At 59.9% G+C, this 20178-nt stretch carries 18 protein-coding genes and 1 riboswitch; of the genes, 13 read left to right on the forward strand and 5 right to left on the reverse strand.

What is annotated here, in order from left to right:
• Window positions 1-266 precede the first annotated feature (266 nt).
• Window positions 267-1904 carry an ABC-F family ATP-binding cassette domain-containing protein gene (locus tag ACX80D_RS15740; protein ID WP_459323817.1) on the reverse strand — a complete coding sequence of 546 codons (1638 nt, stop codon included), beginning with the start codon at window positions 1902-1904 and terminating at the stop codon, window positions 267-269.
• Between the two features lie 172 nt (window positions 1905-2076).
• Window positions 2077-2196: riboswitch (SAM riboswitch) on the forward strand.
• Window positions 2197-2231: 35 nt separating this feature from the next.
• Here ACX80D_RS15740 and ACX80D_RS15745 point away from each other — a divergent pair.
• Complete coding sequence (locus tag ACX80D_RS15745; RefSeq protein ID WP_459323818.1) at window positions 2232-2774, forward strand: OsmC family protein; 543 nt, start codon at window positions 2232-2234, stop codon at window positions 2772-2774.
• A gap of 141 nt (window positions 2775-2915) precedes the next feature.
• On the opposite strand, the gene ACX80D_RS15750 is transcribed toward ACX80D_RS15745, so the two are convergent.
• Both ACX80D_RS15750 and ACX80D_RS15755 read right to left on the reverse strand, forming a co-directional pair.
• The gene (locus ACX80D_RS15750; RefSeq protein WP_459323819.1) at window positions 2916-3614 is read right to left on the reverse strand and encodes an NADPH-dependent F420 reductase; all 699 of its coding nucleotides are present in this window, start codon (window positions 3612-3614) and stop codon (window positions 2916-2918) included.
• Window positions 3611-4669 (reverse strand): LLM class flavin-dependent oxidoreductase, encoded by a 1059-nt coding sequence (locus tag ACX80D_RS15755; protein WP_459323820.1) that lies wholly within the window; start codon window positions 4667-4669, stop codon window positions 3611-3613. The genes ACX80D_RS15750 and ACX80D_RS15755 overlap by 4 nt, the downstream gene beginning before the upstream one ends.
• A gap of 135 nt (window positions 4670-4804) precedes the next feature.
• Between ACX80D_RS15755 and ACX80D_RS15760 the strand changes: the two genes are divergently transcribed.
• Window positions 4805-5332 (forward strand): MarR family winged helix-turn-helix transcriptional regulator, encoded by a 528-nt coding sequence (locus tag ACX80D_RS15760; RefSeq protein ID WP_459323821.1) that lies wholly within the window; start codon window positions 4805-4807, stop codon window positions 5330-5332.
• Here the strand turns inward: ACX80D_RS15760 and ACX80D_RS15765 are convergent.
• Window positions 5329-6339 (reverse strand): LacI family DNA-binding transcriptional regulator, encoded by a 1011-nt coding sequence (locus ACX80D_RS15765; RefSeq protein ID WP_459323836.1) that lies wholly within the window; start codon window positions 6337-6339, stop codon window positions 5329-5331. The genes ACX80D_RS15760 and ACX80D_RS15765 overlap by 4 nt on opposite strands.
• Here ACX80D_RS15765 and ACX80D_RS15770 point away from each other — a divergent pair.
• From ACX80D_RS15770 to ACX80D_RS15815, 10 genes are all read left to right on the forward strand, one after another.
• A complete protein-coding gene (locus ACX80D_RS15770; RefSeq protein ID WP_459323839.1) occupies window positions 6257-6430 on the forward strand; it encodes a hypothetical protein in 174 nt (57 codons plus the stop codon). The genes ACX80D_RS15765 and ACX80D_RS15770 overlap by 83 nt on opposite strands.
• Before the next feature lie 279 nt (window positions 6431-6709).
• Window positions 6710-7936: a sugar ABC transporter substrate-binding protein gene (locus tag ACX80D_RS15775; protein WP_459323822.1), complete on the forward strand. Its 1227-nt coding sequence runs from the start codon at window positions 6710-6712 to the stop codon at window positions 7934-7936.
• A gap of 116 nt (window positions 7937-8052) precedes the next feature.
• Entirely contained in the window at window positions 8053-8970 is a 918-nt protein-coding gene (locus ACX80D_RS15780; RefSeq protein WP_459323823.1) for a carbohydrate ABC transporter permease, read from the forward strand.
• Between the two features lie 162 nt (window positions 8971-9132).
• Entirely contained in the window at window positions 9133-9885 is a 753-nt protein-coding gene (locus ACX80D_RS15785; protein WP_459323837.1) for a carbohydrate ABC transporter permease, read from the forward strand.
• Between the two features lie 45 nt (window positions 9886-9930).
• Entirely contained in the window at window positions 9931-10725 is a 795-nt protein-coding gene (locus ACX80D_RS15790) for a ThuA domain-containing protein (protein WP_459323824.1), read from the forward strand.
• Entirely contained in the window at window positions 10722-11864 is a 1143-nt protein-coding gene (locus tag ACX80D_RS15795) for a Gfo/Idh/MocA family protein (protein ID WP_459323825.1), read from the forward strand. Before ACX80D_RS15790 ends, ACX80D_RS15795 begins: the two co-directional genes overlap by 4 nt.
• A 345-nt stretch (window positions 11865-12209) precedes the next feature.
• Window positions 12210-14054 (forward strand): ABC transporter ATP-binding protein, encoded by a 1845-nt coding sequence (locus tag ACX80D_RS15800; RefSeq protein ID WP_459323826.1) that lies wholly within the window; start codon window positions 12210-12212, stop codon window positions 14052-14054.
• On the forward strand, window positions 14054-15799 hold the full coding sequence (locus tag ACX80D_RS15805; RefSeq protein WP_459323827.1) for an ABC transporter ATP-binding protein: 1746 nt from the start codon (window positions 14054-14056) through the stop codon (window positions 15797-15799). Before ACX80D_RS15800 ends, ACX80D_RS15805 begins: the two co-directional genes overlap by 1 nt.
• A gap of 170 nt (window positions 15800-15969) precedes the next feature.
• Complete coding sequence (locus tag ACX80D_RS15810) at window positions 15970-16542, forward strand: dihydrofolate reductase family protein (RefSeq protein WP_459323828.1); 573 nt, start codon at window positions 15970-15972, stop codon at window positions 16540-16542.
• Window positions 16543-16617: 75 nt separating this feature from the next.
• Window positions 16618-17664, forward strand: coding sequence for an LLM class flavin-dependent oxidoreductase (locus ACX80D_RS15815; protein WP_459323829.1), 1047 nt, complete (start codon window positions 16618-16620; stop codon window positions 17662-17664).
• 16 nt (window positions 17665-17680) lie between these two features.
• On the opposite strand, the gene ACX80D_RS15820 is transcribed toward ACX80D_RS15815, so the two are convergent.
• Complete coding sequence (locus ACX80D_RS15820) at window positions 17681-17815, reverse strand: hypothetical protein (RefSeq protein ID WP_459323830.1); 135 nt, start codon at window positions 17813-17815, stop codon at window positions 17681-17683.
• 611 nt (window positions 17816-18426) lie between these two features.
• On the opposite strand from ACX80D_RS15820, the gene ACX80D_RS15825 reads away from it, so the two are divergent.
• Window positions 18427-20100 (forward strand): ribonuclease J, encoded by a 1674-nt coding sequence (locus ACX80D_RS15825; RefSeq protein WP_363841923.1) that lies wholly within the window; start codon window positions 18427-18429, stop codon window positions 20098-20100.
• Window positions 20101-20178: the final 78 nt, after the last annotated feature.

Genomic DNA, 20178 nt, shown 5'->3' on the forward strand with positions numbered 1-20178 from the left:
GGGAGCGCAGCGGCAGCTATGACTGCGGCAAAACCCAAGCGGATGACCGCTGGTGGTCCTCGGAAAATCAAGCACATGGGCGATGTCCGGGACCGGTGTGGTGCAAGTGGCACCAGGATTCGATCAGCAGCTTGCCGCAGATCCAAGAAGCGGCAAACCTGTTACCTATTGCAACATTTCAGAGAAGGTAAGTCAATATCGTCAAATTCGTAAGCTGTACTAATGCTTTGGAAGATGCGGCTCGTAACTGCCTAGTCACTGCCGCGTTACAGCTCCGAAAGCTGCCCTCCAGAAACCGCCCAGCGGGAGTCCAAACGAACATTTTCCAGCAGTCGGCGGTCGTGTGTGACCAGCAACAACGTTCCTTCGTAGCTTTCCAGTGCCTCCTCCAGCTGCTCGATGGCAGGCAGGTCAAGATGGTTGGTGGGCTCATCGAGCACCAGAACATTCACGCCGCGGGCCTGCAACAACGCCAGTGAGGCTCGAGTGCGTTCGCCGGGGGAGAGGGCGCCCACCGGGCTGGTCACCTGATCTGCTTTGAGGCCGAACTTGGCCAGCAGTGTGCGCACCTCGGCTTGATTCAACTCGGGGACCAGAGCCTCGAAGGCGTCCCCCAGGGGAGCGTCTTCCGGGAATTGGCTGCGGGCCTGATCAATCTCACCGATGGCCACATTGGCACCCAAGGAGGCAACGCCGTCGTCCGGGGTAGTGCGGCCAAGGAGCAACCGCAACAGGGTGGACTTCCCGGCGCCATTGGGGCCGGTGATGCCAATGCGCTCACCGGCGTTGACCTGTGCTGAGATGGGGCCGAGCGTGAAATCGCCCTGCCGAATTACGGCCGCATTCAAGGTTGAAACCACGGTGCTGGAGCGCGGGGCGGCGCCAATGCTGAACTGCAGTGCCCACTCCTTACGCGGCTCCTCAACCTCGTCCAAGCGTGCGATCCGTGACTCCATCTGCCGCACCTTCTGGGCCTGCTTTTCGCTGGATTCGCTGGCCGCCTTGCGCCGAATCTTGTCATTGTCGGGGCTCTTCTTCATGGCGTTGCGCACGCCCTGGGAGCTCCATTCTCGCTGGACGCGGGCGCGCCCTACGAGGTCGGCCTTCTTGTCGGCGAATTCGTCATAAGCTTCGCGGGCGTGGCGCTTGGCGATGGCGCGTTCCTCTAGGAAGGAATCGTAGCCGCCGTCGTAAACGCCCACTTTGTTCTGCGCCAAATCCAGCTCCACCACGGAGGTGATGGTGCGGGCCAAGAACTCCCGGTCGTGGGAAACCAGCACCACGCCTCCGCGCAGGCCCTTCACGAAGTCCTCAAGCCGGGCTAGCCCAGCCAGATCCAGATCGTTGGTGGGCTCATCCAGCAGCACAATGTCGAAGCGGCTCAACAGGAGCGCGGCCAGGGCAACGCGGGCTGCCTGTCCGCCGGAAAGTCCGGTCATGGCGGCGTCGGGGCTCAGCTCTAGACCGAGTTCGGCCAAGGTTGCCGGGATGCGTTCATCGAGATCCGCGGCACCACAGGCCAGCCAGTGATCCAGCGCTGTGGCGTAGCGGTCATCGTCGGCGGAATTGCCCGAGCCCAAGGCTTCGGCGGAGGATTCCATGTCTTCCGTTGCTTGAGTACAACCCGTCCGCCGGCCGATGTACTCGGCAATGCTTTCGCCGTCGATCCGTTCGTGTTCCTGTGGCAGCCACCCGACGAAAGCGTCCTGCGGTGCGGTGCTCACGCTGCCGCCCTGAGGTGTTGCAGCGCCTGCGAGAAGGCTCAAAAGTGTTGATTTTCCGGCTCCATTGGCGCCGACGATGCCAATGACATCTCCCGGGGCTACCGTGAAGGAGAGGCTGGTGAACAGGGTGCGGTGGGCGTGGCCGCCGGAAAGGTCCTTTGCCACAAGTGTTGCGCTCATGTATCTATCTTAAGTTGCTTCGAGGTGCTTCCTGTGCCGCCCCTCGGGCCCGGCCACTACGAGCTCCGCGCCCCGCTCCACGGGGCGCAGTGGAGTGCAAGCCAGGGGTGTGTTGCCCCGTGTGACGTCTCTCTTGAAACGGACTGCTCAACGCGAGCACACTGGTGAGCAGAATCAAGAGTTTCGACCATGCGGCCCTGGCCGGTCGAACGGCAACCCTCGCAACCATAGTGGGGTGCCCCAGGTGAGGATTCGACGCCGCCGGCACCAGCCGCTGGCGTAAGTATGGCGCGGTGCTAAGCACTCGCCTTCACGTGAAGGAAAACCATGTCTGAAGCAACAACTTTGATCAATGATGCCACCGTCCGGTCTTCCCGTCTTGGCGAAGCCGGTGCAGCATGGGCGCAGCGGATCGGCGCCAACCCGGACAGTGCAAAGCTCACGTACAAAGTTGACGGCGTTGGTGTGGGATCGGTGGCTACTCGTATCAGCTCAGGAAAGCACCAGTTCACGGTGGATGAGCCGGCTGCTCTGGCCGGCGACGACACCGCAGCCAGCCCCGTGGAATACGCGCTGGGCGCCATCATCTCCTGCCAAGTAGTGGTGTACCGGTTGTACGCCGAGCAGCTTGGTATTCAGGTGGACGACATCACCATCAACGCCGAGGGAGACCTAGATGTGCGCGGCCTCTTCGGCATCGATGCGAGCATACGGCCCGGATTCAGTGACATCCGCTTGACCGTCAACATCAGCGGGCCAGAATCACAGGAACGGTACGACGAACTGGCCCGGACGGTGGAGGCGCGCTGCCCCGTCCAGGATCTATTTAGTAACCCGACACCTTTCAGCACGGTCATCACCAAGGCCTGAGCGCTGTCTCAGGGGCTGGCCTAGACGTAGAAGCCCGAGCCAAGCGGTGCTAGCCGGTGCGTGATCGAGGATTAAGCAAAGGGAATCGACCGCACCGGCAACCGCCGTGAACAGGCGCATGGAAGCTTAAACGCAAGGTGTCTACGCGACGGGGCTGAGCTCGGTTTGCGCAGTTGCGGCATAGGCCAGAAGTTCCGCCTGCAGCCCCGCCTCATCGTAGGAGCCAGTGAAGATGGGTGTGTCCGGTTCGAAGGCCGCACCTTGGGCGAGGTGACCGGCGTCGACGGCGTCAAAACCTAGGTGCTCCACGAAGTCCAGCACCAAGGCGCGGGTCTCCGGATCGTCTGAGGCAACGGCCAACGCGCGGCGATCAGCGGCGCCGGCGTCACGGGCATCCAGCTCCAGCTCGTGGTACCCAATGTGGTTCAGAGACTTCGCGAGGCGGGCGCCGGGAAGGTGAGCGTGCACCATTTCTGAGCTGGAACGCGCATCCGCAAGCTCCGGCATATCTCCGTTGGTATCGCGCCAATAGTTCATGGTGTCCACAACGTGCTTGCCGGCAAGAGCTGCCGGATCCAGCGTGCGGAATTTGTGCAGCGGCACCGAAAGTACCACCAAATCCGAGAGCTCCATGGCGTCCTGGGCCGAGACGGCGACGGCGCCGGGGGCCATGACAGAGGCGATCAACGAGATCTTCTTCGGGTCCCCGGAAGCAGCAATCAGCACACGGTAGCCGGCCGCTAGCGCTTGGCGGGCAACGCCGGTGCCCACTTTTCCGGCGCCGAGGATGCCGATGGTGATGGTTGCCGGATCGTGCAGGGTGGGAGAGAGCTGGCTCATGCGGTTACCTTCTTTGCGTTGCGGAGTTCGGCGTCGATCAAGGGTTTGACCTCGGTGCCGAAGAGCTCAATCGATTTCAGGACATCGGTTTGCGGCACCGATGCAAAGTCCATTTCCAGGATGTGACGGTCATGGCCCATGAGTTGATGCGTGAGCAGAATCTTCTCGGCGACCTGTTCCGGGGTGCCGGTGTAGATGGCGCCGGCCGGTGCGGTCTGCATGTTGTAACTGATGCGGTTGGGCGGGGTGAATCCGCGCTCGCTGGCAATGTCCTCCATGACTCGGCGCCAGTACGGGTAAAAAGTCTCCGTTGCGTTCTTTTTACTGACAAGTCCGACGGCGCTCACTCCCACCTTCAGTGCCTTGGCATCGTGTCCGGCTTGGGCTGCTCCGGCCCGGAAGAGCTGCGCGTGCCGGGCGAAGTTGCTGACAGCTCCGCCCAACAGGGCGTAAATGACGTTGGTTCCCAAGGCTGCCGCACGTGCCGTGGAGCTGGGGGTGCCGCCGGTGGCGATCCAAATGTCCAGATTGTTCTCTACAGGGCGAGGGTAAATGGTGGCGTCGTGCAAGGCGGGCCGGAACTTGCCGCTCCAGGTGATGGATTCTTCTTTGCGTCCAGCTTCATTGAGGGCCAGCAGGAGCGCGATCTTCTCCTCGTAGAGTTCCTCATAATTGTTTAGATCCGCGCCGAAGAGTGGGTAGGACTCAATGAATGAGCCTCGTCCGGCCGTCAGTTCAGCGCGTCCGCCGGACAGCAAATCCAAAGTGGCGAACTGTTGGTAGACGCGGACGGGGTCCTCGGTACTCAATACCGTGACAGCGGAGCCGACCTTGATGTTTTTGGTTTGCGCGGCGGCCGCAGCAAGTACGGGCACGGGCGAGGAGACGGCGTATTCGGGGCGGTGATGTTCGCCGAGCCCAAAGTAGTCAAGGCCCACCTCATCGGCCAGGCGGGCGCGTTCAAGGAGGTCGGCCATGCGCTGCTGGGGACTGACCTGCGTACCCGTCACGGGGTCTGCGTGAACGTCACCAAAGCTGTAAATGCCAAGTTCCATGAAAATGCTCCTCAAGCCCGATCCGGCAACGGCAGTTGAAATAACACGTTGAAATAACAATATGCGTTGCTATACAGATCATCTTACTAAAATATGATCTGTTGTAAAGCGTAGATGTCCGTTATGATGGGTGTCATGAGCAACACAGCAACCGCCGCGCAGCCGCAGACCAGTCCCCAAGAAGATTTCGGGTGGACACTGGGCGTTCTTGTGCGTAATTATCAAAACGCCACAAATGCTGCCATGGGTGAATTCATGGGCGATTTTCCGCATGGTGCGCGGGGTTACCAGGTTCTGGTTGCTGTTGTCAGCGGCGAGCAGCCCAACCAATTGGCGCTGGCCCAACACCTTGGCATTGACAGAACTGTCATGACGTACCTGGTGGATGATTTTGTCAAGGCCGGGCTAGTGGAGCGTCAGCTCAACCCCGCCGATCGCCGTGCCCGCATTGTGGTGGCAACAGATTCCGGGCTCGAGGTTTTGGCAGATTTGCAACAGCGGGTTGCTGAAGCAGAGCGTACGGTCCTAGGCGCACTTGCCGATGAGGAACGGGAGCTGTTCCGCTCACTCTTGCGCCGCGTAGCCTGCGATGCTCCGGCCGCTTCCGAACACGATCTCGGCGCCTGTGAGGCTGTTGAAGAAATGCTTGGGGCGAAAGGCTAACGCTCTCCGGCCCTAACTGGGACCGCACTATCTGGTGCCTTAGCCATAGTTGCGCCGGGGGAGTAGGCGCATCCAATGAGCACTTGTGGCAATGGCTGATCCCTCTTTTCCAGTTGATCAATCAAGGCGTCAACGCCCAGTCGGCCTAGTTCGTCGGCCGGCGATATGAGAACATCCATTTCGGGTTCGGACATGCCTGTCGTATCCAGTGATGAAGCGAGGGCCAGGATAGAGATATCCTGCGGTATGCGGTAGCCAGCCTGTTGCAATCCAGCCACGAAACCGGGCCCGGCGTGTTCATTCATCATGAGCACACCCGTTGTTCCGGGGTGCTTGGTGGCAAGTTCACGGGCCAGCTCGCGTCCACCGGCCGATGAGTGTAATCCGCTCATGATGGATCCGTTGAGGCCTCGTTGTGTGGTGACTTCACCAAATGCCTTCCGCGTCCTGGCTACGGGGCCGTATCCGCCAAGCAGTTGGTTCCCAATCCCGCCATCTATCAGCACTAGATCTGTGTGTCCCAACTGGACCATTCGATCTACGGCATCTTCCACAGCGGCTTCAAAGTCAACATCTACAAAGGGGATTCCGGTGGTGTCCCGAGTGCGCCCAATTAAGGTAAACGGCACATTGCTTTTGGAAAGCTCACCCACGCGTGGGTCATCAAGTTGAACCTCCATCAAGACCACGCCATCCACTAGGCCAGAAGACGTGAGCTCCGTGACTCCTTCGGCTTCATTACTCATGGGCCACAGCACCAAGTTATATCCACGCAGCCTGGCTTGATCTGCGGCGCTGGTGAAAAACTGAATGGAGGTGGGTGAAAAGCGGTGCTGTAGCGCTGGGTAAAGGAGCGCCAATACATGGGTTCGGCCTCTGGCCAGCGCACTGCCAACAGCATTGCGGCGATAGTCCAGATCTTTCATGGCCGCCTCTACCTTGGCGCGCGTCTTGGGCGAAACGGGTTTGGAATTATTGATGGTGAATGACACGGTCGCCAAGGACACGTTCGCCAAATTGGCCACATCCTGCATGGTCGCCACGGTGTTCCTCCCGGTTGCTCTGGCTCAAAGCTACCCCACCTTGCCTGAGTCATAAACCACTGCTCCATCGACACAAAGTAAAGCGCTTTAATTTTACCTTGACAAGGGGCTGGCATCGAGGCATGATCGATGTCACAGTCAAAGTAAAGCGCTTTACTTTTATTATGACGGACCTATGTCCGCAGTCTCTGTGACGTATGAGGTCCCCAACTATGGTCACAAACATTGCCTCTTCAGGGATGCCCGAAGCGATGTGTAACCGGCCGGGACAGCCTGGAATAAAACCTCAAAGAATTGCACCATCTGCAGCACAATAACGAGCAAAGGAGCTATCGTGAAAAACCAGAAAAAGGCCCGCTGGAACAAGTTCTTGGCCCTGGCAGCCATCACACCCTTGGTACTAACGGCCTGCGGCGGGGGTGGCAGCACCAGTTCGGGGGATGCCACTACTTTGACCCTGATGGACTACTACAACAATGACCCTGATAAGGCCCTGATTCAGACGGCCATCGACCAGTGCTCAACCGACGTCGGTGTCACTATCACCCGTGAAGTAGTGCCGGGCAAAGACCTCATTCAGAAGGTCCTGCAAAAATCGTCGTCCAAGACGCTGCCCGATATTTTGATGCTCGATAACCCGGATGTGCAGGAAATTGCTTCCACCGGTGGACTGGCTCCGCTGAGCGACTTCACGGTGGACACCAGCGGATTTGCCCAGGGCATGCTCGACGCCGCTACCTTCGAAGGTGAGGTGTACGGGCTCGCCCCGACGGCCAACACCCTAGGGCTGTTCTACAACAAGAAGATCTTGGCCGACGCCGGCCTGACCCCACCACAAACGTGGGATGAGCTAAAAACAACTGCCAAGGCACTGACCAGCGGCAGCCAATACGGCATGGCGTTTTCCGCTGTTGCCACCTACGAGGGTGCCTGGCAGTTCTTGCCCTTCATGTGGACCAATGGTGGAAGCGAAACTGAACTGGATTCGGTGCAGAACAAAGAAGCATTGCAATTGTGGAAAGACTTGGTCGATGCTGGCTCTGTTTCCAAGGGCGCCATCAACTGGGGCCAAGGAGATGTCAAGGATCAGTTCATGGCTGGAAAAGCCGCCATGATGATCAACGGCCCGTGGCAGATCCCAGCACTCAACGAGGATCCCTCCTTGGAGTGGGGTTCCGTGCAGGTGCCTGTCAACAAGGCTGGTCAAACACCCACCGCACCATTGGGTGGGGAAGTCTGGACCATCCCGCAAACAGGGAATGAGGCCAAACAGGCTAAGGCTGCCGAATTTATCAGTTGCCTCACCGCCGGTGACACGCAGGTGACCCTCGGTGCGGAGCGCTACACAGTTCCCACCAAGCCCGAGTTAGCCCAGGAATACGTTGAAAAGATGCCAGATATGGCCGCCTTCACCGAGCAGATTGCCAATGCACGTTCACGGACGGGAAACCTGGGCGCCGAATGGCCCACTGCGGCGACCACCATTTACTCGGCCATCCAGCTGGTGCTGACGGGCAAGGCCACCGTTGAAGAGGCTTTCGTTCAAGCTGCCCAGGGTTAACACCACCAACCGTTCGACGCCGGTTCCGTAGCCTTAGGCGCTGCGGAACCGGCAGAGAGGCCACCATGACTTCCCTTTCAACAGACGCACGGACTGTATCCCGCAAGAACTCGCGGATGAGCAGCGAGGAACCTACGCCCACGTCACGGCAAGGTTTTTGGGCCCGTGAAAACATCACCAAGATCCTCTTTGTGGTCCCTGCGGGGCTCTATCTGGTCCTTTTCTTTGGCTATCCCGTAGTCAAAAACCTCATTATGAGCATGCAGGCCTACACCACTAAAACCTTTTTCACTGGTGAAGCCCCTTGGGTTGGCTTCCAGAACTACGTGACCGTGATCAGCTCGAATCTATTTGGGCCCGCTTTGCTCAACACAACCTTGTTCACGGTTGCCTCCATTCTTGGCCAGTTCATTATTGGTCTGGCACTGGCGAGTTTCTTCAACCGCAAATTTCCGCTGAGCGGTTTCCTGCGGGCCATGCTGTTACTTCCCTGGCTGCTGCCGCTGATCGTGGCCAGTGCAACCTGGCGTTCCATCCTTGATCAAGACTCGGGAATCCTCAACCAATTTCTTGGCGTTTTTGGCATCCCTGCCATTGGGTGGCTGACCAGCCCAGATGTGGCCTTGATTGCCGTCATTCTGGTCAATATCTGGGTGGGCATTCCCTTCAATGTCACCTTGCTTTACGGCGGCCTCCAAGACATTCCAGAGGAACTCTATGAAGCTGGGCAGTTGGACGGCGCCACGGGGTGGAAGGCGTTCCGCCACATCACGTGGCCCAACCTTCGCCCTGTTGTCAGCGTGGTATTAATCCTCGGAGTGGTTTACACCATCAAGGTTTTAGACATCATCTTAGGTCTGACCAACGGTGGCCCGGCCAACGCTACCCAGACGATTGCGGTGCGTTCCTACCAAGAATCCTTCGTCAATTTCGAGTTCGGGGTGGGTGCTGCATTCTCCAACATCCTGATCCTCATTTCCCTCGTATTCGCCGTCATCTATCTGCGGGCCAATCGCCGCGCTGTCGATGAGTAGGAGCCCTCAATGACTACTGCACCACTGAATCGAAGCAGCGCAAATCGAAGCAGCACAAATCCAAACGGCGTGGATCGGAGCAGCATCCGCGGAAGTGCCGTTCGGCGTCGAGCATTAAAAACCCGCACCTCAACGATCTTGGGCATCATCTTCCTAGCCATCATGTTGTTTCCCATCTACTGGATGGTCAACGCCTCGCTCCAGCCCTCCGGCAACACACTGTCAGCAGACTTCTTCCCATGGAATCCAAGCTTTGCCGGATATGAAAAAGCCATCGCAGACCAAGGGCGCAACCTGCTGACAAGCCTGATCATTGCGCTGGGGGCCGTGGTGGTGACCTTGGTCATCGCAGCGCCGGCGGCCTATGCGTTGGCGCAGTTCAAGTTCCGTTGGATCAGCGCGGCCATGCTGGCTATCTTGATCGCCCAGATGATTCCTGGGGTGGTCATTGCCAATGCCCTGTACGCGGCCTATAACAACCTGGGACTTTTGAACTCCATCCCGGGCTTGATTCTGGCCGATGCAAGCCATGCCATCCCGTTCGCCATTTTGGTCATGCGGGCATCGATGATGAGTATCCCGGCGTCAATTATCGAGGCGGCGCGCGTCGATGGGGCCGGTCAAATCACGGCCTTTATCTCCATCGCCCTGCCCATCTCCAAGAATGCGCTCATCACCGCTGGACTCTTTGCGTTCCTTTTTGCGTGGAGCGATTTCCTGTTCGCTCTGACGCTGACCACCACCGATGAGATCCGCCCCGTGACTTTGGGTATCTACCAATACCTCGGTACTCAGGTTTCAAACTGGAGTGCCGTCATGGCAACGGCCGTCTTGTCGTCGCTGCCCGCAATAGTGCTCTTGGTCGTGGCACAGAAATACATTGCCGCAGGCGCCACCGGCGGAGCCGTGAAGTAACACCCGTAGCTACTTACTTATTGACGTATCACCATGAAGAAAGCGATGACAATGTCTGGAATCACCAGCCCCGTAACCCCCATCAAAGTGCTTGTCTGGGGAGAGAATCGGCACGAGCAAGTGGAGCAGAAAGTCCGGGACATTTACCCGCACGGCATGCACACCACCATTAAGGAGGGCATTGAAGAGAACCTGGGCTCCGATGCGCAGGTCACCACGGTGACCTTGGATGATCCCGAACACGGACTCACCGAGGAAGTCCTTGCCGCCACAGATGTATTGGTCTGGTGGGGTCACGCCGCCCACGACGAAGTCAGTGACGAGGTGGTTGAGCGTGTGCACAAGCACGTCCTGGCAGGTATGGGTTTGCTGGTGCTGCATTCCGGGCACTGGTCTAAGATCTTCGGCAAGCTCATGGGTACCTCCTGCACCCTGCGCTGGCGCTCGGAGCAGGACCGCGAACTGGTGTGGACCGTTGACCCCACCCACCCCATCGCCCAAGGCGTGCCACACCCCTTCATCATCCCGGCCCAGGAAATGTACGGCGAATACTTCGACGTGCCTGCCCCGGACGAGCTCATCTTCCTCTCCACCTTCACTGGTGGAGAAGTGTTCCGCAGCGGCATGACGTACCGCCGCGGTTTCGGCAAGATCTTCTTCTTTAGCCCCGGCGATCAGGACTACCCGGTCTATCACCAGAAGGAAATCCGCAAGGTCATTTCCAACGGCGTGCAGTGGGCCAAGACCCTTCGCCCCGAACGTGCCGAGCCTGTGCTGTTGCGCTATGACACCGAAGATTTCTACAACGGCCAGGGCTACCAAGGAGCTATCTCACAGTGACGGCCTTCCCCATCCTGAACACCCCCGGTCCGCTCCGGCTGGTCCAAGTCGGCGCAGGCGGCATGGGCAAGGCCTGGATTGACGCGATCAACGCTAACCCCGACGTTGAACTGGTGGGATTGGTTGACCTCAACATGGACACCGCCCGCGCCGCGCTCGCAGAAAAGGGTATCGAGGGCGTAGCGGTGGGTACCAGTGTCGGCGAGATTGCCGCCGCAACGGGTGCGCACGCCGTCGTCAATGTCACTGTTCCCGTGGCCCACCACCCGGTCAACGTCGAGGCCATGTTTGCTGGCCTGCCGGTGCTGTGCGAGAAGCCGGCCGCGCCCACCGTCGCTCAGGCGCTGTCGCTGGCGGCAAGTTCGCAGGCTAGCGGTCAACTGCTGATGATTAGCCAGTCCCGGCGCTACTTCAACTCGCTGGCCCAACTCAAGGAGGTCACGGGCGATCTGGGTGAGATTGGTGTCATCACCACCGAATTCTTCAAGGCACCGCATTTTGGCGGCTTCCGCGAGGAAATGGACCACGTCTTGCTGCTGGACATGGCCATCCACCCCTTCGATGTGGTCCGTTACCTGACGGGGCAGGATCCGGTGAGTGTGTACTGCGAGGAGTTCAATCCGGTCTGGAGTTGGTACAAGGACGACGCCGCAGCTACCGCCATCTTTGAGTTCTCCAGTGGTCTTCGTTATGTGTACTCGGGCTCGTGGTGCGCCGATGGGGCGGAGACGTCATGGAATGGATCGTGGCGGGTCAACGGAGAACGCGGCACTGCGCTCTGGGACGGCGATCAGGCTCCTGTTGTTGCGGCTCGCGATGCGGCTGGCGGAAAGCTTGCCGTTCCGGCGGCCTCCGATGGCCCTGAGCAGATTGACGGTTCGCTGGCTGAATTTGTCAGCGCGCTCCGCACTGGAACGGTTCCTGATGGCCAGGTTCACTCCAATCTCCACTCGCTGGCCATGGTGGAGGCGGCCGTGCTGTCCGCCGAGACTGGCCAGCGGGTACGCATTGACGATGTGCTGCAGGCTGCTTATGTGGATGCGCTGGATACTGAAAAGAACGGCGTGGTGAAAGCTGTCCTTGCCGGGTGGGGATCAGCGCGGGGGATCGTTGATGACCGCGTAGATTCCCTCAGCTAGTAGCCTTTTGGAACGGCTAACTTGGCCGAAGGCCGTGTGGGAACGATGAAGAATCACCCGCACGGCCTTCGGTCTGTACCCGTCCAGTCCTGCTCAACGTTGGCCAGTTCTTCCTCGAACCGGCCAAGCGTCCTCACGTGGGGGCCTGCCGGCGGGTTTCAAAGCCGAGCCCGTGCAAAGAATGTGGGTTCATGTTGGTTTGGGGTGGGCGCGTGCACTAGGGTAAATGATTGTGAGATAGATAACGCAGCCCCGCCCGCGCCGATCGCTTCCGCATTTGACAGCGGATTGCCGGATCGCGCCTGACCTGCCTGCCACATCCACAACTTCCGTTAGAAGGCCGTAGTGCGCTCGTTTCCTTACAAATCCGCCAAAAAACCGGACCTCCGTTCGCCGGGCCGATATCTCCTGTGGCTGGCGGGTGCCCAACGTGGCACGCTGTGGCTGGGGATCTTCTACGGCTCCATCTGGACAGTGTGCCAGGCGCTGACGCCCTACATTTTGGGCCAAGCGATTGACCAGGGGATTCTGCCCGGAAACTTCCGCAACTTAAGCGTTTGGGTTGGCCTGCTGGTGGGACTCACCATCATCCAGTCAATCTCAACCACCCTGCGCCACCGTGCCGCCGTGAGCAACTGGATGCAAGCGGCGTACCGTTCCTCACAGGTGGTGGGTTATAAAGTCACCCGTAGCGGTGACGCCCTGCCGCAAAAGTTCTCCACCGGCGAGGTGGTTTCCACCAGCGCCTCCGATGCCATGCGCATTGGCGAAATCTTTGATGTTGTGGCGCGTCTGGCCGGATCTGTGGTGGGTTACCTCTTGGTCTCCTACCTTGTCTTCCAATCGTCCTGGGAACTTGGCTTGGTGGTTCTGCTTGGCGTGCCATTGTGCGGTGCCGGACTGTTGTTCGTGATCCGCCCGCTTCAACGGCGCCAGAAGGATCAGCGTGAAGCGTCCGGGCAAATGACCGCTCTCGGCGCCGACACCGTTGCCGGGCTGCGTGTTTTGCGTGGCATTGGCGGCGAGCACATCTTCGTTGAGCGCTACCGGGAGCGCTCGCGGGCAACACAGCTGGCCGGAAACAAGGTGGCTTATTCGCTGGCTGATCTGGATGCCGCGCAGGTATTCGTGGTGGGTGTCTTCAGCGTCGCCTTCACCTGGATTGGCGCTCTGCAGGCCGTGTCGGGGCAGATCGAGGCCGGTCAGCTCGTGGCGCTTTATGGCTACGCGGTCTTCCTGGTCTCGCCCATCCGCACCGCCGCCGACGCCGTCTCACGCTTCATCCGCGCCCACGTCGGCGCCAAACGCATCATTGATGTGTTGAAAACACCCTCTGCCGTGCACGACGCCGAGACAACAGTTCCCGCACCGTCGGCGCCTAGCGCTCTGGTTGATTCGGTGACGGGCGTGATGGTTTCTCCTGGCGGGCTCAGTGCCATTGTCTCCGGCGATCCTGAGCATTCGGCAGCGCTGGCCCGGCGGTTGGGCCGTTTTGAAGATGCTGTGCTGCGCGAGGCGCAAGTGCGGTGGGGTGAAGAAGCTCTACACATGATGCCGCTGCGCGAGGTGCGCTCACGGATTGTGGTCTCCGATGCCGAGCCTCAGCTCTTCACGGGGACCCTGCGCGAGGAACTGGATCCCACCGGGTCTCATTCAGACGCCGAAATCATGGAGGCCATTGAGGTGGCCAGTGCCGCCGACGTCTTTGACGGGCTGGAAGACGGTTTGAATGATGAGGTGACGGAGAAGGGTCGCAGCTTCTCTGGTGGACAGCGTCAACGCCTGACGTTGGCGCGCGCCATGTTGACCGAAGCCGAGGTGTTGGTGCTGATTGAACCCACTAGCGCGGTTGACGCCCACACCGAATCCCGTATTGCCACCGCGCTGCGCCGCAGCCGCAACACCCCGGGGCGCACCACTGTGGTGGTCTCGGCCAGTCCACTCCTGCTGAGCGCCATGGACACAGTGGCTTTCTTGCAGGATGGAGCGTTAGTAGCGCAAGGAACGCACCGGCACTTGCTCGATACCGTGCCCGACTACCGCAAAGTGGTCCTCCGCGGTGAAGGCATGGACGGGCACGGCGCAACCACAGCGGAGGATGTGTCAAGCGTCGAGGCAAGCAACGGCGTCGAACATGCCAACACCAACAGCAACACCAACAGCAACGGCGCCCACGGAGGGGACAACTAATGGCTGAAACAAAGCTTCCCGTGGCAAATACCGCCGAAGTCAAGGCCGAGGGTTTGCGCCTGATCGGCATGCATAAAAAACCGCTCGCTGGAGTAGTGGGCCTCTACGGTGTTGCTGCCGTTGCGGGACTGGCAGGACCGTTCCTGCTAGGCCGGCTGGTGGATGCGATCAGCGTTGGCACCACCACGGGGTTCGTAGCCCTGGTGGCGCTGGCACTTGCGGGCTTCGTCATTGTCCAGACAGTGCTGGCTAGGTGGGCGCGGCGCAAGGGCATGATCTTGGGTGAGAAAGTCTTTGCCCAGCTGCGCGAGGAATTCATGGAGCAAGTCACCTCGTTGCCGCTGTCAACGGTGGAAAAAGCGGGCACCGGTGATTTGGTTTCGCGTACCACCAATGACGTGGACGCGGTCTCGCACACGGTCCGCTTTGGCGTGCCGCAGGTGTTGGTTTCGGTGGCAACCATTGTGCTGACGGTGGTCGCGGCGGTGCTCACGAGCCCCTTGGTCGCCGTGGCGCTGCTCATTGGAGTGCCGATGCTGGTGCCAGTCACGCGCTGGTATCTCAAGCGCGCCACCCCCGGCTATTTGGCCGAGCGGGAGAGCTACGCTGGTCTCAACGGGGCCATCACCGAGACCATTGAGGGCGCGCGCACGGTCGATGCGCTGAGTCTGGGCCAGCATCGCCGCGACCGGATCGATGCGGCTCTGCGCAACTGCTTTGAACGTGAAAAGTACACATTGGGCCTGCGCACTGTGCTGTTCCCCGTCGCCGAACTCTCCTTCTGGCTGCCAGTGGCCGGGGTGCTGATGTGGGGTGGCTGGCTGTCCTCGCAGGATCTGGTGACCACAGGCATGGTGGCCACCGTTGCGCTGTACGCCATGCAGCTCATTGACCCCGTGGACACCTTGATCATGTGGATTGATGAGATCCAGGTGGGCGCGTCCTCGCTGGCCCGCATTGTGGGTATTCGCGATGTCAAGGCTGACCGCATCGCCACGGACGCCGTTCCCGCCGACGATTTGCTGGTGGTGGATGACGCCCGCTACGCCTACCGCCCCGGGCACAATGTGCTGCACGGTATTGACCTGACGTTGCGGCAAGGGGAGCGGCTGGCCATGGTGGGCCCGTCCGGTGCAGGCAAGTCCACGCTGGGCCGTTTACTGGCGGGCATCCATGGCCCCACCTCCGGTTCGGTCACGGTGGGCGGGGTTCCCTTGGTGGACCGGCCGCTGGATGAATTGCGGGGCGAGGTGGCACTCGTGACTCAGGAACACCACGTGTTTGTGGGGACCCTGGCCGATAACGTACGCCTAGGTAATGCCAACGCCAGTGACGCTGAGATTGAAAAGGCCCTGTCCGACGTCGGATCTTTAGCTTGGGTGCGCGCTCTCCCCAAAGGCTTGGCTACTGAGGTGGGCTCGGGTTCACACACGTTGACACCGGCTCAGGCGCAGGAGTTGGCGCTGGCCCGGCTGGTGTTGGCTGATCCGCACACGCTGGTGCTGGATGAAGCCACCTCACTCATTGATCCGCAGGCTGCCCGGGATCTGGAGTTCTCGCTCAGTGCCGTGTTGGAGGGGCGGACAGTGATTGCGATCGCGCACCGTTTGCACACCGCGCACGACGCCGATCGGGTCGCCGTGGTGGAAAAGGGGCGGATCACCGAGCTTGGCTCGCACGATGAACTTTTGGCGCAGGACGGTTCCTATGCGGCGCTGTGGAACTCGTGGCGGCAGGACGCCTGATGCCTCGCCCTCTGGCGGTGGTGTCTGCAAGGGACTCTGCCCGGGCCTTGTTGAGCTTGCGGAAAGCGGCGTAACGTTCCCAGAGGGGGATGCAGAGGCTCACATCGCCAAGAAGCGCTAGTGTCCATCACGGCTCGTGGCCGAGTCTTTGGTCGAGGAGGAAATACAGCATGGGTCTTCTAACGTTCAGCATCAATGTCACTTTGGATGGTTGCACCGACCACCTAGAAGGAATTGCCGATGACGAGACGCACGCGCATTTCACACGCCTGATGGATGAGAGCGGCGCAATGCTCTGGGGCCGAACTGCGTACGAGTTGATGGAGAGCTACTGGCCGGCGGTGGCCCACGGCGATGTCGATGCACCACCAGCGATGCGCGAGTGGGCGCTTAAGTTGGAGGAAAAACCAAAGTACGTGGTGTCGGCGACGCGCAACGATTTCCCGTGGACCAACAGCCACCACGTCAAGGGTGAGTTGCGCGCGGCGGTGCAAGAACTCAAAGATCAAACACCCAACGGGGTGCTGGTGGGTAGCGGCACACTAGCAACAGAGCTTGACCGGCTGGAACTGATTGACGAGTACAAAATCCTCGTCCATCCTATGATCGCTGGCCACGGACCTACCCTGTACCAAGGTGGACTGCCCAGCACCCGACGCCTTGATCTAATCTCGGCGGAGCCGATGAGTAACGGTGCCCTAGCCATGCATTATCGCCGAGCTGACAGCGTCAAAAAGCACTAGTGCCCGCTGTGAGACACGGACCGGCTAGATGCATATGTATGGAATAGGCGAGCTGCGTTTCCTGTTGTGACCAACATGGAAACTAACTTTAAGAAGCGCATTGGGTTCCTCTCCTTCGGGCATTACGGAACGGGCCGAGGCTCCCAAACCAACTCGGCGGCTGACGCCCTGCACCAGGCCATTGACCTTGCGGTCGCCGCCGAGGAGCTTGGCATTGACGGCGCGTTCTTCCGTGTCCACCACTTTGCCCGTCAACAGGCGGCGCCGTTCCCTTTGATGGCAGCCATTGCCGCCCGCACCAGCCGGATTGAAATTGGCACCGGCGTCATTGATATGCGGTACGAAAACCCGCTCTATATGGCTGAACAGGCCGCCGCAACAGATCTCATCAGCGATGGCCGACTGCAGATCGGAGTGAGCCGCGGTTCACCCGAGCCCGCAGCCAACGGCGCAGCAGACTTTGGGCATTTCCCGCTCGACGGTGAAACGGAAGCGGACATGGCGCGGCGCCACACAGCAACATTCCGCCATGCTATTTCTGGTGCCGGCATCGCTGAGCCTGGCGAACGTGTCTCCATGGGTGGGGAGCGGCTGCTGCGCATTGAACCGCAGTCACCGGGTTTGTCTGAGCGTATTTGGTGGGGTGCAGGATCACGGGCCACGGCCGTTTGGGCTGCTCGTCAAGGCATGAACTTGATGAGTTCAACGCTGCTCACCGAGGACACCGGTGTGCCTTTCGATCAGCTGCAGGCCGAGCAGATCCAGCTATTCCGCGACGAGTGGGCTGCGGCCGGGCACGGTTTTACACCGCGGGTGTCGGTCAGCCGCAGCATCATCCCAGTGGTGGATGATGTTGACCGCATGTACTTCGGTCTGCGCGCCCAAGCAGATAATAAGGACCAGGTGGGCATGATTGACGGGCTGCTGTCCCGTTTTGGCAAGAGTTATATGGGAGACCCGGCGGAGATTGCCCGCGACTTGGCTGCCGATGCCGCCGTTCAGGCAGCGGATACACTGATGCTGACCGTTCCGAACCAGCTCGGGGTTGCTTACAACACCAAGATGTTGGCGAATATTGCCGAGCATATTGCTCCGGCCATTGGCTGGATGCCCAACAGCTAGGGTTCGGCTGGGAGCTCTAAGGGGTGAGGCGTTCACCGTGCGCCAACGCGACGACGATGGGTCCGCGCACTATGAATGGATCTCGGGGCCCAACAACGGCTATGGTTTCAGCGCCTTCAGCCTGGGTAGCAGTAGCAATGAGATCAGTCACGAACAGCACATTGCCTCCATTCGTGACTTCTTCGCAGGAATAGACCCCGCAACCGGCTACCTCTCAGATCCATTGGGGCGAACAATCGAACAAAACTGCCCCCACTAGTGGTGCGAGATTCCCGGCCAGCGACGGGCCAGCTGGAGGTACCTTTCACCGCCAAAATGCGGACGTCCATTCGCCTTCTAGGTACCGCCAGCTCTCTACTCTTGGTCTCCCTCATTCCATTCCTCTTGGGTGGGTGCCAGCTCAGGCCATGCGCTCGATCGCGCAGCAGCAGGTGGATGCTCTGCAGGTATTGGAACTGCATCGGTACACAGCTGAATCGGTAAAAATAGGGCGCCACACCTGAGTTCTTGGTCAGGGATCGGATGGAAGCCAACCACCGCTTAACCTAGCTGCGCTATCAAAAGCCAGGGGCCGGCGTCGTGCTTAAAATCCGGTGCCAGCGCGTGGCGTTAGCTATAGTGCCGCGGTGCTAAAATCAGGGGTGGAGCAATCCCCCTAAATTTTAGCGACACCGGACTAGCTTTTTTATCCGAATGCGTCGCACAAGTAAGGTAGCGCATCGTCGCCGCCGGCCGCCTACAACAGAACAAAGTTTGGAACCCATGAGAAGAACTGCCCGCCAGACCCCTCCCGCCCTCGCCGAAGGTGCAATGCGCATCGTCGCTCTGGGTGGCTTGGGCGAAATTGGCCGTAACATGACCGTCTTCGAATACGCGGGAAAGTTGCTGATCGTTGACTGCGGCGTGCTCTTCCCTGAAGATCACCACCCCGGCGTTGACTTGATTCTGCCGGACTTCTCGTACTTGAAGAACCGCTGGCAGGACGTGGTGGGCCTGGTGCTGACCCACGGCCATGAGGACCACATTGGTGGTGTCCCGTACCTGCTCAAGCACCGCGGCGACATCCCCGTCATCTCCGCCAAGCTGACCCTGGCCTTCCTGAAGACCAAGCTTGAAGAACACCGCATCAAGGGCAAGATGATCCAGGTCAAGGAAGGCGACCGGCGTAAGTTCGGCCCGTTCGACGTTGAATTCCTGGCCGTCAACCACTCCATCCCGGACGGTCTGGCTGTTGCCATCCGTACGCCTGCCGGCCTGGTGCTGGAAACTGGCGACTTCAAGATGGACCAGTTCCCACTGGATAAGCGCATCACCGACCTCGCTGGATTTGCTCGCTTGGGCGAAGAAGGCGTGGACCTGTTCCTGCCTGACTCCACCAACGCCGAAGTTCCCGGCTTCCTGGCCGCTGAAGCGGACCTGATCCCGGCCATTGACCAGGTCATGCGCACGGCACCGCGCCGCGTTATTGTCTCCAGCTTCGCCAGCCACGTGCACCGCATTCAGCAGATCATCGATTCTGCTCACAAGTACAACCGCAAGATTGCGTTCGTTGGCCGTTCCATGGTCCGCAACATGACCACTGCGCGCGAACTGGGCTACTTGAAGATCCCGCGCGGCATGCTCGTTGATGCCAAGGAACTGGAAAAGATGGCCCCCGAAAAGGCCGTGCTGATCTGCACCGGTTCACAGGGTGAGCCCATGGCCGCCCTGGCCCGCATGGCCAACGGTGACCACCAGATCAACCTGACCGACGGCGACACCGTACTGCTGGCCAGCTCGCTGGTCCCCGGTAACGAGTCCTCGATCTACCGTCTGATCAACGATCTCACCAAGCAGGGCGCCAACGTTATTCACAAGGGCAACGCCAAGGTGCACGTCTCCGGTCACGCCAGTGCCGGCGAACTCGTGTACTGCTACAACTTGGTCCGCCCCAAGAACGTCATGCCGGTTCACGGTGAGTACCGCCACCTGAAGGCGAATGCCGAATTGGCGATCCGCACCGGTGTGGATCCCAAGAACGCGTTCATCGTTGAAGATGGCACCACGATCGACCTCAAGGACGGCGTTGCCAAGGTCACCGGCAGCGTTCCGGCTGCTTACGTCTACGTCGAGAACATGGTTGCCGGTGCGGCCACTGAAGAGTCGCTGCAGGATCGCATCCGCCTCGCCGAAGACGGTGCCGTCACCGTTCTGTTGATCGTCAACCCGGACACCGGCAAGATCGAAGAAGACCCCGAATTCTTCTCCGTTGGCTTCAACTTGACGCCTAAGGACATTGAAAAGGCCGCCGTCATCGTGGAGAAGACCATCACCGGTCTTCGTGGCGAGAAGACCGGCCCCAACGCCGAGAAGGCTGTGGCCAACGGCCTGCTGCGCTGGTCCGACCGCGCGCTGCGCCGCAAGCCCGTCTACACGGTCATCATCGTCGAGGCGTAAGCCTGAACAGCGCAAACGCAAGGGCCGCCGTCGTACTTTTTCAAGTACGACGGCGGCCCTTGCATTTAAGTGCTCCGC

The organism is Arthrobacter sp. Sr24 (assembly GCF_054511175.1).

Bases quoted from the DNA above. Each gene is read 5' to 3' on its own strand.
- ACX80D_RS15740 (WP_459323817.1), bottom strand. From the start codon at position 1,904: ATGAGCGCAACACTTGTGGCAAAGGACCTTTCCGGCGGCCACGCCCAC.
- ACX80D_RS15745 (WP_459323818.1), top strand. From the start codon at position 2,232: ATGTCTGAAGCAACAACTTTGATCAATGATGCCACCGTCCGGTCTTCC.
- ACX80D_RS15750 (WP_459323819.1), bottom strand. From the start codon at position 3,614: ATGAGCCAGCTCTCTCCCACCCTGCACGATCCGGCAACCATCACCATC.
- ACX80D_RS15755 (WP_459323820.1), bottom strand. From the start codon at position 4,669: ATGGAACTTGGCATTTACAGCTTTGGTGACGTTCACGCAGACCCCGTG.
- ACX80D_RS15760 (WP_459323821.1), top strand. From the start codon at position 4,805: ATGAGCAACACAGCAACCGCCGCGCAGCCGCAGACCAGTCCCCAAGAA.
- ACX80D_RS15770 (WP_459323839.1), top strand. From the start codon at position 6,257: ATGGCCGCCTCTACCTTGGCGCGCGTCTTGGGCGAAACGGGTTTGGAA.
- ACX80D_RS15780 (WP_459323823.1), top strand. From the start codon at position 8,053: ATGAGCAGCGAGGAACCTACGCCCACGTCACGGCAAGGTTTTTGGGCC.
- ACX80D_RS15785 (WP_459323837.1), top strand. From the start codon at position 9,133: ATGTTGTTTCCCATCTACTGGATGGTCAACGCCTCGCTCCAGCCCTCC.
- ACX80D_RS15790 (WP_459323824.1), top strand. From the start codon at position 9,931: ATGACAATGTCTGGAATCACCAGCCCCGTAACCCCCATCAAAGTGCTT.
- ACX80D_RS15805 (WP_459323827.1), top strand. From the start codon at position 14,054: ATGGCTGAAACAAAGCTTCCCGTGGCAAATACCGCCGAAGTCAAGGCC.
- ACX80D_RS15810 (WP_459323828.1), top strand. From the start codon at position 15,970: ATGGGTCTTCTAACGTTCAGCATCAATGTCACTTTGGATGGTTGCACC.
- ACX80D_RS15815 (WP_459323829.1), top strand. From the start codon at position 16,618: ATGGAAACTAACTTTAAGAAGCGCATTGGGTTCCTCTCCTTCGGGCAT.
- ACX80D_RS15825 (WP_363841923.1), top strand. From the start codon at position 18,427: ATGAGAAGAACTGCCCGCCAGACCCCTCCCGCCCTCGCCGAAGGTGCA.